At 68.2% G+C, this 13255-nt stretch carries 10 protein-coding genes; 1 reads left to right on the forward strand and 9 read right to left on the reverse strand.

Features of this window, described 5'->3' with window-relative positions; genetic code table 11:
• Positions 1-19: 19 nt before the first annotated feature.
• The 4 genes from ABY44_RS33680 to ABY44_RS33695 all read right to left on the reverse strand — a co-directional run bounded on the left by ABY44_RS33680 (position 20) and on the right by ABY44_RS33695 (position 6949).
• Positions 20-4861 carry an NAD-glutamate dehydrogenase gene (locus ABY44_RS33680; protein WP_060173482.1) on the reverse strand — a complete coding sequence of 1614 codons (4842 nt, stop codon included), beginning with the start codon at positions 4859-4861 and terminating at the stop codon, positions 20-22.
• A gap of 195 nt (positions 4862-5056) precedes the next feature.
• Positions 5057-5245 carry a 4-oxalocrotonate tautomerase gene (locus ABY44_RS33685; RefSeq protein WP_027789356.1) on the reverse strand — a complete coding sequence of 63 codons (189 nt, stop codon included), beginning with the start codon at positions 5243-5245 and terminating at the stop codon, positions 5057-5059.
• Positions 5246-5304: 59 nt separating this feature from the next.
• A complete protein-coding gene (locus ABY44_RS33690; RefSeq protein WP_027789355.1) occupies positions 5305-6081 on the reverse strand; it encodes a class II aldolase/adducin family protein in 777 nt (258 codons plus the stop codon).
• On the reverse strand, positions 6056-6949 hold the full coding sequence (locus tag ABY44_RS33695) for an urea transporter (RefSeq protein WP_060173481.1): 894 nt from the start codon (positions 6947-6949) through the stop codon (positions 6056-6058). Before ABY44_RS33695 ends, ABY44_RS33690 begins: the two co-directional genes overlap by 26 nt.
• 257 nt (positions 6950-7206) lie before the next feature.
• Here ABY44_RS33695 and ABY44_RS33700 point away from each other — a divergent pair, with 257 nt between their 5' ends.
• On the forward strand, positions 7207-7767 hold the full coding sequence (locus ABY44_RS33700; RefSeq protein WP_060173480.1) for a putative glycolipid-binding domain-containing protein: 561 nt from the start codon (positions 7207-7209) through the stop codon (positions 7765-7767).
• Here the strand turns inward: ABY44_RS33700 and ABY44_RS33705 are convergent.
• From ABY44_RS33705 to ABY44_RS33725, 5 genes are all read right to left on the reverse strand, one after another.
• Positions 7722-8633, reverse strand: coding sequence for an alpha/beta fold hydrolase (locus ABY44_RS33705; RefSeq protein ID WP_060173479.1), 912 nt, complete (start codon positions 8631-8633; stop codon positions 7722-7724). The genes ABY44_RS33700 and ABY44_RS33705 overlap by 46 nt on opposite strands.
• A gap of 4 nt (positions 8634-8637) precedes the next feature.
• Complete coding sequence (locus ABY44_RS33710) at positions 8638-9543, reverse strand: metal-dependent hydrolase (RefSeq protein WP_027789351.1); 906 nt, start codon at positions 9541-9543, stop codon at positions 8638-8640.
• Positions 9540-10475 carry an SDR family NAD(P)-dependent oxidoreductase gene (locus ABY44_RS33715; RefSeq protein ID WP_021156860.1) on the reverse strand — a complete coding sequence of 312 codons (936 nt, stop codon included), beginning with the start codon at positions 10473-10475 and terminating at the stop codon, positions 9540-9542. The genes ABY44_RS33710 and ABY44_RS33715 overlap by 4 nt, the downstream gene beginning before the upstream one ends.
• A 21-nt stretch (positions 10476-10496) precedes the next feature.
• Complete coding sequence (locus tag ABY44_RS33720) at positions 10497-12092, reverse strand: flavin-containing monooxygenase (protein ID WP_060173478.1); 1596 nt, start codon at positions 12090-12092, stop codon at positions 10497-10499.
• 246 nt (positions 12093-12338) lie between these two features.
• Positions 12339-13010 (reverse strand): lysoplasmalogenase, encoded by a 672-nt coding sequence (locus tag ABY44_RS33725; RefSeq protein ID WP_059697801.1) that lies wholly within the window; start codon positions 13008-13010, stop codon positions 12339-12341.
• Positions 13011-13255: the final 245 nt, after the last annotated feature.

The raw sequence follows: 13255 nt of genomic DNA on the forward strand, positions 1-13255 counted from the left end.
GCGGAACCGGCCAGCCTGGTCACGCGCGTTCGAGCACCGCCATTTCCCGCACGACCACGAGCAGCACCGCGAGGCTCGCGCCGCCGGACGCGCGCAAGTCGGCGAGCAGGTGCTCGTAGCGTGCGAGCGCGGTTTCGCGGCGCGCGCGCCACGCGCCGACGATCGTCTCCGGCGTGGTCGAATCCGGCGATTCCGCAAGCGCGCTCGACGCGAGCGTGCGCTTGAGGCGCGCGACTTCCGCGAGCGCGGCCGCGCGCGCCAGCATGTCCCAGTGCGTCGGGGTCGGCAGCGTCGCCGCGCGCTCGCCGATCCAGCTGTAATTGAGCAGCGTGCCGAGCGAGAAATACACGCCCGCGACGAGTTCGAGGCTGCGGTTGCTGGTCGCGGCCACTTCGGCGATGTCGAGCAGCGCGGCCGAGATGTCGCCGCTCGCGACGCGCACCGCGAGCGCGCTGTCGACGCCGGCTTCCACCAGCACGCGCTGCCGCTCGGACAGCGCTTCGAGATCGTCGGCCGGCAACAGCGACGGCAGTTGCGGCGCAAGCCGCTCGGCCGCGTCGCGGCAGCGCGCGATCAGCTCGGCGACGCCGCCGTCGGCCACCGCGCCGGATTGCAGATGCCGCAGGAACCACAGCGCCGCGCGTTCCAGCAGCCGCGCGACGTCGACGAACATGCGCGCCTGCACGTCGTCGGCGACGCGGTTGTCGAGCGCATCGATGTCGCGCCATACCGCATCGAGGTCGAACACGTCGCGCGCCATGATGCACGCCCGCACGATGTCGCCGGGCTTCGCGTCGGTTTCCTCCATCAGCCGGTGCACGAATGCGCAGCCGACGCGGTTCACGAGCGCGTTGGTCAGATGCGTCGCGAGGATCTCGCGGCGCAGCGGATGGCGGCGCATCGGTTCGCTGAAGCGCTGCTGCAGCGGCTTTGGGAAGTAGTCGACGAGCATCGCGGCAACCAGGGGATCCTCGGGCACGTCGGATTCGAGCAGCGCGTCGTACAGCCACATCTTGCTGTACGCGAGCAGCACCGCGCGTTCCGGCGACGTGAGGCCGAGCTTCGCGGCTTGCCGTTCGGCGACTTCGTCGTCGGTCGGCAGGAATTCGATCACGCGGTTCAGGCGGCCCGCGCGTTCGAGCCAGCGCATCAGGCGCGCCTCGGCATCGAGCAGCTCGACCGCATAACGGCCGGCGATCGACAGCGCCTGCGTCTGGTAGTAGTTGTCGCGCAGCACGAGCAGCCCGACTTCGTCGGTCATCTCCGCGAGCAGGGCGTTGCGCTGCTTCTCGGTCATCTCGCCGTCGGACACGACGAGCCCGAGCAGGATCTTGATGTTGACTTCGTGATCCGAACAATCGACGCCGGCCGAGTTGTCGATCGCGTCGGTGTTGATGCGGCCGCCGCGCTGCGCGAACTCGATCCGGCCAAATTGCGTGCAGCCGAGGTTGCCGCCTTCGCCGACGACCTTGCAGCGCAGGTCCGCGCCGTTCACGCGCACCGCGTCGTTCGCGCGGTCGCCCACTTGCAGGTGGGTTTCGCGCGCCGCCTTCACGTAGGTGCCGATGCCGCCGTTGTACAGCAGGTCGACCGGCGCCTGCAGGATCGCGCGGATCAGCTCGGCCGGCGGCAGCGCGTGCGCGTCGATGCCGAGCGCGGCCTGCACGGCGGGCGACAGCGGGATCGTCTTCGCGGTGCGCGGATAGACGCCGCCGCCCGCCGAGATCGCGGCCGGATCGTAGTCGGCCCAGCTCGAGCGTTCGAGCGCGAACATGCGTGCGCGCTCCGCGAAGCTCGTCGCGGGATCGGGGTTCGGGTCGAGGAACACGTGCCGGTGATCGAACGCGGCGACGAGCCGGATATGCGGCGACAGCAACATCCCGTTGCCGAACACGTCGCCCGACATGTCGCCGACGCCGACTACCGTGAAGTCGGTCGTCTGCGTATCGATGCCCATCTCGCGGAAGTGGCGCTTGACCGATTCCCACGCGCCGCGCGCGGTGATCGCCATCTTCTTGTGGTCGTAGCCGACCGAGCCGCCGGACGCGAACGCGTCGTCGAGCCAGAAGCCGTATTCGTGCGAGATCGCGTTCGCGTAGTCGGAGAAGGTGGCCGTGCCCTTGTCGGCGGCGACCACCAGGTACGGATCGTCGGGGTCGTGCCGCACCACGTCGGGCGGCGGCACGATCGCGTTGCCGGCCAGGTTGTCGGTCAGGTCGAGCAGGCCGCGCAGGAAGGTCTGGTAACACGCGATGCCTTCGCGCATCCACGCTTCGCGATCGCTCGGCGGCGGCGGGTTCTTCACGACGAAGCCGCCTTTCGAGCCGACCGGCACGATCACGACGTTCTTCACCATCTGCGCCTTCATCAGCCCGAGCACTTCGGTGCGGAAATCCTCGCGGCGATCCGACCAGCGCAGGCCGCCGCGCGCGACGCGGCCGCCGCGCAGGTGCACGCCCTCGACGCGCGGCGAATACACCCAGATCTCGAACATCGGCTTCGGCTCGGGCAGCCCGGGCACCTTCGCCGGATTGAACTTGAACGACAGGTACGGTTTCGATTCGCCGTTTGCGTCGACGAGGAAGTAGTTCGTGCGCTCGGTTGCGTTGATCACGCCGAGGAACTGCCGCAGGATGCGGTCTTCGTCGAGGTTCGGCACCTGGTCGAGCGCACCTTCGATCGCCTTCAGCAGCCGCTCGGCCTGCACGTCGCGCGTGTCGCCGGTGGCCGGGTCGAAGCGCAGCAGGAACAGCTCGACGAGCTGCCGTGCGATCGCCGGGTTGCCGGTCAGCGCGCGCTCGATATACGCGTCGCTGAAGGTCGAGCCGACTTGTCGCAGATACTTCGCATACGCGCGCAGGATGGTCACTTCGCGCGCACTCAGATGGGCGCGCAGCACGAGGCGGTTGAAGTCGTCGTTCTCGATCCGGCCGCTCCAGATCTGGTCGAACGCATCCTCGAACAGGCCTTTCACGCGCTCGATGTCGAATTCAGTGTCGTCCGCGAGTTCGAGGCCGAAGTCGTGCACCCACGCATGCGCGGCGTCCTGCGTCTGGATCCGGTACGGCCGCTCCTCGTCCACGCGCACGCCGAGATGCTCGAGCATCGGCAGGCTGCGCGACAGCGCGATCGGGTCGCCCGCGCGATAGACCTTGAAGCGGAACGCACGCGCGTCCGCCTCGATCGGCCGGTACAGGTTCATCGCGAGCTGCCCCGAATCCTTCACCCGCTCGATCAGCTCGATGTCGCGCACGGCCGTGCGCGCCGGATAGTCGTCGCGGTAGCCGGCCGGGAACGAATCGGCATAGCGCTGCAGCAGCCGGTTGCCTTGCTCTTCGCCGAAGGCGTCGAGCAGCGCGTCGGCGAGATCGTCCTGCCAGCGGCGCGTGACCTGCACGAGCCGCGTTTCGAGCTCGCGCGTGTCGACGTCGGGCATCGTGCCCGGTTCCGCATGCACGACGAAATGAATGCGCGCGATCGCCGATTCCGACAGCAGCGGCGTGAATTCGACGGTCACGCCGTTGTACGCATCGACGAGCAGCTTCGCGATGCGCCGGCGCAGGTCGGTGTTGTACTTGTCACGCGGCACGAACACGAGGCACGACACGAAGCGGTCGAAGCGGTCGCGCCGCACGAACAGGCGCGTGCGCTGGTGTTCCTGCAGCCGCAGGATGCCGAGCGCGATGTCGTAGAGCTGGTCTTCGTCGGCCTGGAACAGTTCGTCGCGCGGATAGGTTTCGAGCACCGTCACGAGCGATTTGCCGAGATGCCCCTTCGGCAAGAAGCCCGCGCGCCGCACGATGTTCGCGCACTTGCGGCGCACGATCGGGATCTCGGTATACGAACCGAAATAGGAGGTCGACGTGTAGAGCCCGATGAAGCGGCGCTCGCCAGTGACCTTGCCGTCGGCGCCGACGAGCTTCACGCCCACGTAGTCGAGATAGCCGGGCCGGTGCACGGTCGCGCGCGAATTCGCCTTGGTCAGGAAGATCGGCCAGGCGCCGGTGATGATGTCGGCGGCGGCCTGCGGCAGCGGCGTGACGTCGGGGGCGCCGGACGTGCGCAGCGATTCGCGCAGGATGCCGAAGCCGGTGCCCTCGATGCCGCGCAGCCCGAAGCCCGTGCCGTCGGACACGAGCGCGTAGTCGCGCTGGCCGAGGAACGTGAAGTGATCGGCGGCCATCCATTCGAGGAACGCGCGCGCCTCGATGTCTTCCGCGGTCGATTCGCGCGCCTTCATCTCCTTGATCGTCGCGCGGGCGATGTCGACGATCTTCGGCCAGTCTTCCACCGATGCGCGCACGTCGCCGAGCACGTGCGCGATGTCGTTGCGCAAGGTGTTGAGCAGCGCGGCATCGCCGCAGCGATCGACTTCGAAATGGATGAACGACGCGAGCTGCGACTGGCCGTCGCCGGGCGTCGCGCCGCCCGCATCGACGCGCTCGATGCCGCCGTCGGCGCCGCGCCAGATGCGGAACACCGGGTGCAGTGCCGAATGCAGCGCGAGCCCGAGGCGGTTGACGGCCATCGTCACCGAATCGACGAGGAACGGCATGTCGTCGTTGACGATCTCGATGACCGTGTGGTCGGAATGCCAGCCGTGCTGTTCGAGGATCGGGTTGTACACGCGCAGCCGTTCGCTGCCGGGCACGAATTTCTGGGCGGTTTGCCAGTGCGCCATCGCGGCGCCGTAGAGATCGGCGATGCTGCGGCTCTGCAGATCGTCGGCATCGGCGAAATCGTAGTAATGACGCAGGAAGGGTTCGACGATCCGGAACGTGGCTTCGGGCAGGCGCCCGCGCGCGAATTCGACGACGTCCGAGAGCAGATGTGCGACGACTTCCTCGTGCTTCGCTTCCATGGCGGTCTCCTCGTCGGGTGGCCATCGGCTGCTGCGTCTGAGCCGCATTATATGCACCGATCGCGTGACAATGCGATGTGCGCGCGCACATCGGGAGGCGGAGAAGGAAGCCGCCTGCAACGCCGCCGGGCGGGCGCCGCAGGTGATGAATCAGTGCGATGCAGGCGGGCGTTCAAGCATCGCCGGTTGTGATGTTCAGCGCTCGTCGCTCCACAGCTTCCCGGCCGTCGCCCAGTTCTCCTTCTTCACGTCGGTGAGGATGATGTCGACCGAGCCCGGCTCGCAGCCGAGCGTCTCGCAGGTGACGCGCGTGATTGCTTCGACGAATTCGCGCTTCTGTTCGACGGTGCGGCCTTCGAAGAGCTGGATATTGAAAGTCGGCATGACAAGTGCTCCGGTTGAGTGTGTCGGGTTAGGCCGCGATCGCGGCCAGGGATGCGGCGTCAGTCGCGATACGATGGGTCGATCCGGTCGAGCCGGCGCAGCAGCGCCGGCCATTCCAGTTCGCCTTCGATCGCGCCGCCGTCGCGCAGTTGTTCGGCGGTGCGGTCGGCCACCGCCGGGTCGGGCAGCACGAGCGGCCCGCCGCCGGCCTGCGCGCGCACCTGGATATCGCAGGCCTTGATCAGCGTGTCCATCAGCACATAGGCTTCGGCGACGGTGCGGCCGACCGTCAGCGTGCCGTGGTTGCGCAGCAGCATCGCGGATTTCGCGCCGAGGCTCGCAGTCAGCCGCGCGCCTTCGGCAGGCGAAAACGCGAGTGCCTCGTAGTCGTGGTACGCGAGGTCGCCGTGAAAGCGCAGCGCGTGCTGCGACGCGGGCAGCAGCCCGTCGCGCTGGATCGATACGGCGATGCCGGCCGTATTGTGCAGATGCATCACGCAGACGGCGTCGGCACGGGCGGCATGCACGGCCGCGTGCAGCGCGAAGCCCGTCACGTTGACCGCGTGCTCGCCGGCGCCGATCCGGTTGCCGGCCAGGTCGATCTTCACGAGGTTCGATGCGCGGACCTCGTCGAACGTCAGGCCGAACGGGTTGATCAGGAAGTGGCCGGGCTCGCCGGGCACGGTCGCGGAAAGATGCGTGTAGATCAGGTCGTCCCAGCCGTTCAGCGCGACGAGCCGGTAGGCGGCGGCGAGGTCGACGCGCAGCCGGCGTTCGGCGTCCGAGATCGGGCCGCCGGGTTTCACGGCATCAGGACGGTGTGCGAATGACGACATCGGGTTCTCCGAAGGTAAGGCGGCGCGCGACGGCTACGGTCACCCACGATGCAAGGGCGAACGGCGCCGTGAACACGGGGATGCCGGCGCGCATCGCGAGCCACTGGATCAGCGCGGCGAGTGCGGCGGCTGCAAGGGCCGCGCGCGGGCCGCGCGACATCAGCGCCAGTGCGGCGAGCGCGCCGTTGAAGCCGAGCAGGCCGTCGGCGAACAGCGCGCCGTTCGCGCCGAGCGTGAGCAGCAGCACGGTCGACACGATCGCGCCGCCGAGCGCGAACGCGGCCGCGCGGCGCGACGCGACGGCGAGGCCCGCGACGATCAGCGCGCCGGCCCATGCGCCTTGCGCGAAGGTGGTCTGAGCAACACCCGACAGCAATGCGTCGGTGACGGACGGCGGCGTCAGTGCCACGCTGGCCGTCGCATCGGCCGCGTGTTGCGGTGCGACAAACGGCAGCCACAGCGCGGTGACGGCGAGGCACGGGCTCGAATACGGGCACTGGCGCCAGCGGGCGAGCGGCGTGCGCATCGCGCGCTGCACGAGCGCCGCGCCGATCGCGGCCAGCGGCGCCAGCGCGACGGCTGCAAGGGAAGCGGGCGCGAACAGCGCCGCGATCAGCGCGGCGAGCGCGCCGTTGAAGCCGTGCAGCCCCTGTTCGACGTCGTGGCGCTCGGCGCCCGTCAGCACGGCGGTCATGCTGGCGGCGGCCGAGCCGAGCAGCGCCGCGCATGCCAGCCGCAGGTCGGTCAGCGCCAGCGCGGCCAGCAGCAGCGCGCCGGTGAGCGCGTTCGCCTGCAGTACGATCTGACCGATGCCGCGCAGCAGAATGCGCAGGTCGATCGACGGCGAGGCGGAGCGGGCGGTAGGCATGATGGCGGCGGAACAGGACGAGCCGCGAGCATAGGACACAATCCGATGCACCGGAATAGGGAATTCTGGATAGTCAGGATTTGTCGGCGCTGCCCCGAAATGGGGAATGCGGGCGGCCGGCCGTGTCCTGGCGGGCGTTGCATTTGCGTTTTTCGGGGCGAACGTTTCGTGGTGAGGGAATTCAGGCATCCGCCGGCGTTTTCGTCGGTGGATTCGTGCGACAGTGTCCCGCAGCGGGGAAACCGGGAGGGGGAACGATGCGTGAAGTGCGATGGGCGTCGCTCGAAGGCGACGGGGTCGAACATCTGGCGTTCGACCGGAGCGGCGGCGGGATCGTCGTCGAAAGCGCGGTGGTCGGCCAGCGGTACGGCCGTGCGTACGGGCTCGCGTATCGCGTCGAGTGCGACGCGCACTGGCGGGTGACGTATGCGGTGTTGAAGGTGATGGGCGGCGGCACGCTCGAACTGCGCGGCGACGGTGAAGGCCACTGGCGCGACGGCGCGGGCCGTGCGCTGCCCGAACTCGACGGCTGCATCGACATCGACATCGCGGCGACGCCGTTCACGAACGCGCTGCCGATCGGCCGCCTCGGGCTCGCGCGCGGCGAGCGGCGGCCGATCGACGTCGCGTACATCTCGACGCCGGACCTGAAGGTCACGCCGGTCAAGCAGGCTTACGCGTGCATCGAGCCGGGCCGGCGCTACCGCTACGAAGGCATCTTCCGGAATTTCACCGCCGAGATGGACATCGACGAAGACGGGCTCGTGATCGACTACGAGACGCTGTTCAGACGCCTGCCGGCGCTGACGGGCCGCTGAACCGCGGCGTTCGCGACGGCCGGCCGCTCCTGCGCGGACGCGAAGCGGTCGATCCGCGACGCGATGATGTCGGGGTGGCGCAGCACGACCCAGTGGCTGCCGTCGATTTCCTCGCGCACGTGGTCGCCGAGCCAGCGGTCGAGGTCGACCGACATTTCGGGCGTCACGTAGCGGTCGCGCACCGGCACGAGGATCTGCACCGGCGCCTGCGCATACCGTTCGCGGGGTTTGCGCGCCCGCGCAAGGAAGTTCGCACGGTAAAGCTGCATGCCGTTCAGCGCATTCTTCAGTTGCACGGGATCGCGCTCGGCACGCACGCGTTCGGTGATCTGCAGCCAGCGCGGCCACAGCGCCGCGCCGCCGAGCCGCCACACCAGCGACGGCACGACCGGCAAGTGGAAGAACGCGATGTACCACGACTTCAGGCTCTGCTTGAGCCGCATCTTCGCGCGGAACACGTGATCGAGGCATGGGCCCGAGATCGACGTGTACGACGCGATCCGGCCGCGGAACGCGGGGTCGGTCACGGCCTCCCAGCACTGGATCGAGCCCCAGTCGTGGCCGACGAGATGGAACGGCCGGCCGCCGCAGGTCGCGTCGGCCACCGCTTTCAGGTCGCCGGCGAGCCGTTCGAGCGTGTAGTCGGCGCGGCGGCGCGGCGCGTCTGACGCGCCGGCGCCGCGCACGTCGTACGCGATCACGCGGTAGCGCTTCGCGAGCCGCGCGCGGATCGGCGCCCACACGGCCGCCGAATCGGGGTAGCCGTGCACGAGAATCAGCGGCGGGGCGCGACGCGACCCGCTCACGTAGACGGCGAGTTTCACGTCGCCGGACTGGACGGTCAGCATCTCGCGGGCGCGCGCCATGGCGTCATGCCTGCGCAACCGGGTGCAGCGGCACGCGGCGCGGGGCGGCTTGCGCGGCGTAGCGCGCGTTGGTCGCGTCGATGTTCTCGAGCAGTGTGTCGAGCCCCTGCAGGTACTGGTGGTTGTCGTGGTCCCACGGGTGGAAGCCGGGGCGGAAGTAGTCGAGCCATTCGCGCGCGATGCTCGGGAACACGCCGTGTTTCGGGCTGTACAGGTACTTCACGAGCCGCCACATGCCGCCGAACTTGCCGTGTTCGCGACGGTGCGCGCGCATCAGGCGCACGTGGAAGTCGAACACGATCGTCCAGAAGAACACGGTCGTCGTCAGCATCGTGCCCGTGCGCAGCAGGTAGCTGCCGAGGCCCGGCTTCATCACGGTGGTCCATACGTCGTACGACACGGCCTTGTGCTCGGTTTCCTCCATCGCATGCCACATCCACATCTGCTGGTAGCCTTCGACCGAGCCGTCGATCCGGTGCTCGTGGCCCGACAGCAACTGGTTCGCGAGGATCGCCGTGTAGTGCTCGAGCGCGATCGTGATCGCGAGCTGCATCGAATGCGGCAGCACCTTCTTGAACCAGCCGAGGATCGTCCACAGGCGCTTGTCGAGCTTGTGCGCGGGCAGGCCGGACGACTGCAGCAGGTCGTTGTATTCGATGTGCTCGCGCGTGTGCATCGCCTCCTGGCCGATGAAGCCGAGTACCTGCTTCTTCAGTTCGGGATCCTCGATCCGGTCGCGATAGTTGCGCACCGAATCCATGAAGAAGCGTTCGCCGGCCGGGAACAGCAGCGACAGCGCGTTCATGAAGTGCGTGACCGGCACGCCCTGCACGTGCCAGTCCTTCGCGCGTTCCGGCGGCAGCGCGAAACGGATGTCGCGCCGCACCGGCATCATGTTCGGGGTCGTCATGATTGTTCTCCTCCCTGATTGCCTGCATTGTTGTAGGTGGCGTGCAGCGGCGCGGGCGCCGGTGTGCCGCGGGCGGCGTCACGGCGCGCGCGGGCGGCCTCGCGGCGCGTCGCGAACACGACGAGCGCCTGGTACGCGGACGGCAGCACGCGCGCCATCCAGTCGCCGGCCTTCGCGTCGCGGCCGATCAGCACGCGGCGCTTGTTCTTGCGCACGCCCGCGAGGATCGTGCGCGCGGCATCGTCGGCGGTCGTGATGAAGAACTTCTCGAACGTGTCGCGGCCTTGCTGCTCGCTCGCGACCATGAAGCCGACCATGTTCTTCGACACGCGGCTCGCCTGCGCGATGTTCGTGCGGATGCCGCCCGGATGCACGCAGGTCGCCGATACGCCGCACTTCATCATGTCGAGTTCCTGGCGCAGCGATTCGGTGAAGCCGCGCACCGCGAACTTGGTCGCGTTGTAGCCGCTCATGCCCGGTTGCGCGAAGATCCCGAACAGGCTCGACGTGTTGATCACGTGGCCGTCTCCCGATGCCTTCAGGTACGGCAGGAATGCCTTCGTGCCGTGCACGACGCCCCAGAAATTGATGTTCACGATCCACTCGAGATCGTTGTAGTCCATCCCCTCGATCGTGCTCGACAGCGCAACGCCCGCGTTGTTGAAGATCAGGTTGACCTTGCCGTGTTCTTTCGCGGTGTCGTCGGCCCACGCGAACATCGCATCGCGCTCGCCGACGTCGAGCACGCGCGTCGAGACACGCACGTTCGGCGCGATCGTACGGACGATCCGTTCGGTTTCGGCGAGGCCGACGCCGTTCTTGTCGGCGAGCGACACGTGGCAGCCTGCCTGTGCGAGCTGGATCGCGAGCGAGCGGCCCATGCCCGAGCCCGCACCCGTGATCGCGGCGACCTTGTTGGCGAAATCTCTCATGTCGGTTGCTCCTTGTCTGGCTCAGGCCGCTTCGGCGGAAGTCGAAGTCGAAGTCGAAGCGGCTGCGGCCGGCGCGGCGGCGGGCCGCGCCGTGGTGTCGAGTTGCGGCGCGCGATACGCGTGGTAATCGGCGATCGAGAAATGCGCGGTCGCCTGGCGGAAGCGCCACGTGAAGCCCGGCCACAGCGTGGTGTTCTTGCCGGTGCGCGGATCGAGGTACCAGCTCTTGCAGCCGCCCGTCGACCAGATCGCCTTTTTCAGCTTGCCCTGCAGGTCGATGTTGAATTGCGCCTCGACGAGCGGACGCACCTCGATCGCATCCGCGCGTTCGCGACGCATCGCCTGCAACGCGCCGAGGATGTACTCGATCTGCGACTCGATCATGAACACCATCGAGTTGTGGCCGAGGCCCGTGTTCGGGCCGACGATCATGAAGAAGTTCGGGTAGCCGGGCAGCGTCGAGCCGAGATACGCGTGCGCGCCGTCGCGCCATGCGTCGACGATGTCGAGCCCGCCGCGGCCGATGATCGCGCCGCGCGGAAACGGATCGGCCACCTGGAAGCCGGTGCCGTAGATCAGGCAGTCGACTTCATGGCGGCGGCCGTCGGTCGTCACGACCGCGTCGGCTTCGATGTGGTCGATGCCGGTCGTGATCACGTCGACGTTCTTGCGCGACAGCGCCGGGTAGTAGTCGTTCGAGATCAGCACGCGCTTGCAGCCGAGCGTGTAGTTCGGCGTGACGGTCTTGCGCAGCTCCGGATCGGGAATCTGCTTGCGGATGTGGCGCAGCGCGAGCTTCTGCACGTTCTTCATCAGCGACGGATGGATCGCGAAGCCGAGCACGCGCGATTCGAGCATCCAGTAGATGCCGCTGCGCACGGCCTTCTGCGTGAACGGCAGCGTACGGAACAGCCACTTCTCGAACCCGGTCAGGTTGCGGTCGGGCTTCGGCATGATCCACGGCGGCGTGCGCTGGAACAGCGCGAGTGTTTTCACGCGCGGCGCGATCTGCGGCACGAACTGGATGGCGCTCGCGCCGGTGCCGATCACCGCGACGCGCTTGCCTTCGAGCGCATAGTCGTGATCCCAGTGCTGCGAGTGGAACGCGCGGCCCTTGAAATTCTCGACGCCGGGAATCGACGGCAGCGCGGCGCGCGACAGGCCGCCCATCCCGGACACCAGCACGCGTGCCGACAGCCGCTTGCCGTTCGCGAACGTGAGGCGCCAGCGTTGCGCGGCGTCGTCGTATTCGGCGCGCTGCAGTTCGTGGTTCAGGCGCAGGTGCGCGCCGATCCCGAAGCGCTGCACGCAGTCTTCCAGGTACGCGCGGATCTCCGGTTGCGGCGCGAACATGCGCGTCCAGCGCGGGTTCGGCGCGAACGAGAACGAATAGACGTGCGATTGCACGTCGCATGCACACCCGGGGTAATGATTGTCGCGCCACGTGCCGCCGACCGACGCGGCCTTCTCGAGGACGACGAAGTCGGTCACGCCTGTTTGCCGCAGGCGGATCGCCATCCCGAGACCGGCGAAGCCGGTGCCGATGATGGCGATGTCGATGGTTTCGTCCAGGCCGTCGTGGCCGGGCGGACCGAAAGGCAGCGTACGAGCATTCATCCGGGTGTCTCCGATTTGGCTCATTTTAGAATGTTACATTGTTTGATGTAACGATAGTGGGTGAACCCGGAAACCGCAAGAGGCTAGAAGCGGCGCTCTAAGGGCCGGAAGCCAGGCTGGAAAAGGCTGAGCGGGGTTTGGAACGGGCCGGTTTCCGCATCGCGGAATGCGTGGAAAGGGCCGTCGGCGGGGCGAGAGAGGGAGCGCACGAGACCGCCGGCGTGCGGCGGTCTGTTTGAAACGGTATCAGGGACGGATCGTTCGGGCGGCTGTCTCATGGAAAACCCCGGCCACGATCGTGACCTGCGCGAGCGCGTAGAGGCCCCAGATCAGGTACTCGATGCCCGGAAAGCCGCCGAGGAAACGGCCGACGCCGATCAGCGTATCGGAGCCGACGAAGATCAGGCTGCCGACGGCCACCAGCGGGCTGTGCGTGCGCGCCGCGAGCGCGAAGCTCGCCATCACGCAGAGCACGAGCATGTAGACGGCGACGGGTGCGAGCAGCTCGCCGAGGTGCGGGAAGAACGCCACGTAGAACGCCGGGGCGGCGATCCACAGCCCGACGAGCGCGACGACGCGCCAGCCGTGCGGCCGTGCACGCCAGCGCATGAAGATCGCGCAATAGCACAGGTGCGTGAGCAGGAACGCGCCGAGGCCGAGGACGAACGACAGCGGCCAGTCGGGCAGCGCGAGCAGCACGTCGCCGAGCACGGCGGTCACGAGCGCCGCACACAGCCACGCGCGTTCGCGCGCCGCGCCGCAGGTGCTGCCCGCCGCGAGCAGCAGGATGCCCATCGCGGCTTTCGCGGCGGCCTGGCCGGGATAGGGGGCGGCAGCGAGCGACAGCCCGTACAGCAGCGCGGCGACGACGGCGAGCGGCCAGAGCCGGCGGTAGGTGGCGGGAAGCGTGGCGATCAAGGCGGGTGTCTCCGGTTTGTTGTTGTCTGCGGTGGACGGCGCACGGTCGAGGGCGCGGCTGCCGGCCATTATCCGGAAGAACGGGCGCGGGAAAACCGGCGAATCCTTCTAGGACGCGGCAGGCAGGGGACGCAAAGGCGCCTGGCCGCAGCCGTGGCGATCGGGCGTTGCCGCGCGTACGACGGGCGAACGCCTTCACCCGGTTTCTTCGACGTGTTGCCCCGGTCGAGCCGGGGCAACGACAT

Source organism: Burkholderia sp. ZZQ-2 (assembly GCF_050768715.1).
GTDB lineage: Bacteria > Pseudomonadota > Gammaproteobacteria > Burkholderiales > Burkholderiaceae > Burkholderia > Burkholderia cepacia.

Bases quoted from the DNA above. Each gene is read 5' to 3' on its own strand.
- ABY44_RS33680 (WP_060173482.1), bottom strand. From the start codon at position 4,861: ATGGAAGCGAAGCACGAGGAAGTCGTCGCACATCTGCTCTCGGACGTC.
- ABY44_RS33685 (WP_027789356.1), bottom strand. From the start codon at position 5,245: ATGCCGACTTTCAATATCCAGCTCTTCGAAGGCCGCACCGTCGAACAG.
- ABY44_RS33690 (WP_027789355.1), bottom strand. From the start codon at position 6,081: ATGTCGTCATTCGCACACCGTCCTGATGCCGTGAAACCCGGCGGCCCG.
- ABY44_RS33695 (WP_060173481.1), bottom strand. From the start codon at position 6,949: ATGCCTACCGCCCGCTCCGCCTCGCCGTCGATCGACCTGCGCATTCTG.
- ABY44_RS33700 (WP_060173480.1), top strand. From the start codon at position 7,207: ATGCGTGAAGTGCGATGGGCGTCGCTCGAAGGCGACGGGGTCGAACAT.
- ABY44_RS33705 (WP_060173479.1), bottom strand. From the start codon at position 8,633: ATGGCGCGCGCCCGCGAGATGCTGACCGTCCAGTCCGGCGACGTGAAA.
- ABY44_RS33710 (WP_027789351.1), bottom strand. From the start codon at position 9,543: ATGACGACCCCGAACATGATGCCGGTGCGGCGCGACATCCGTTTCGCG.
- ABY44_RS33715 (WP_021156860.1), bottom strand. From the start codon at position 10,475: ATGAGAGATTTCGCCAACAAGGTCGCCGCGATCACGGGTGCGGGCTCG.
- ABY44_RS33720 (WP_060173478.1), bottom strand. From the start codon at position 12,092: ATGAATGCTCGTACGCTGCCTTTCGGTCCGCCCGGCCACGACGGCCTG.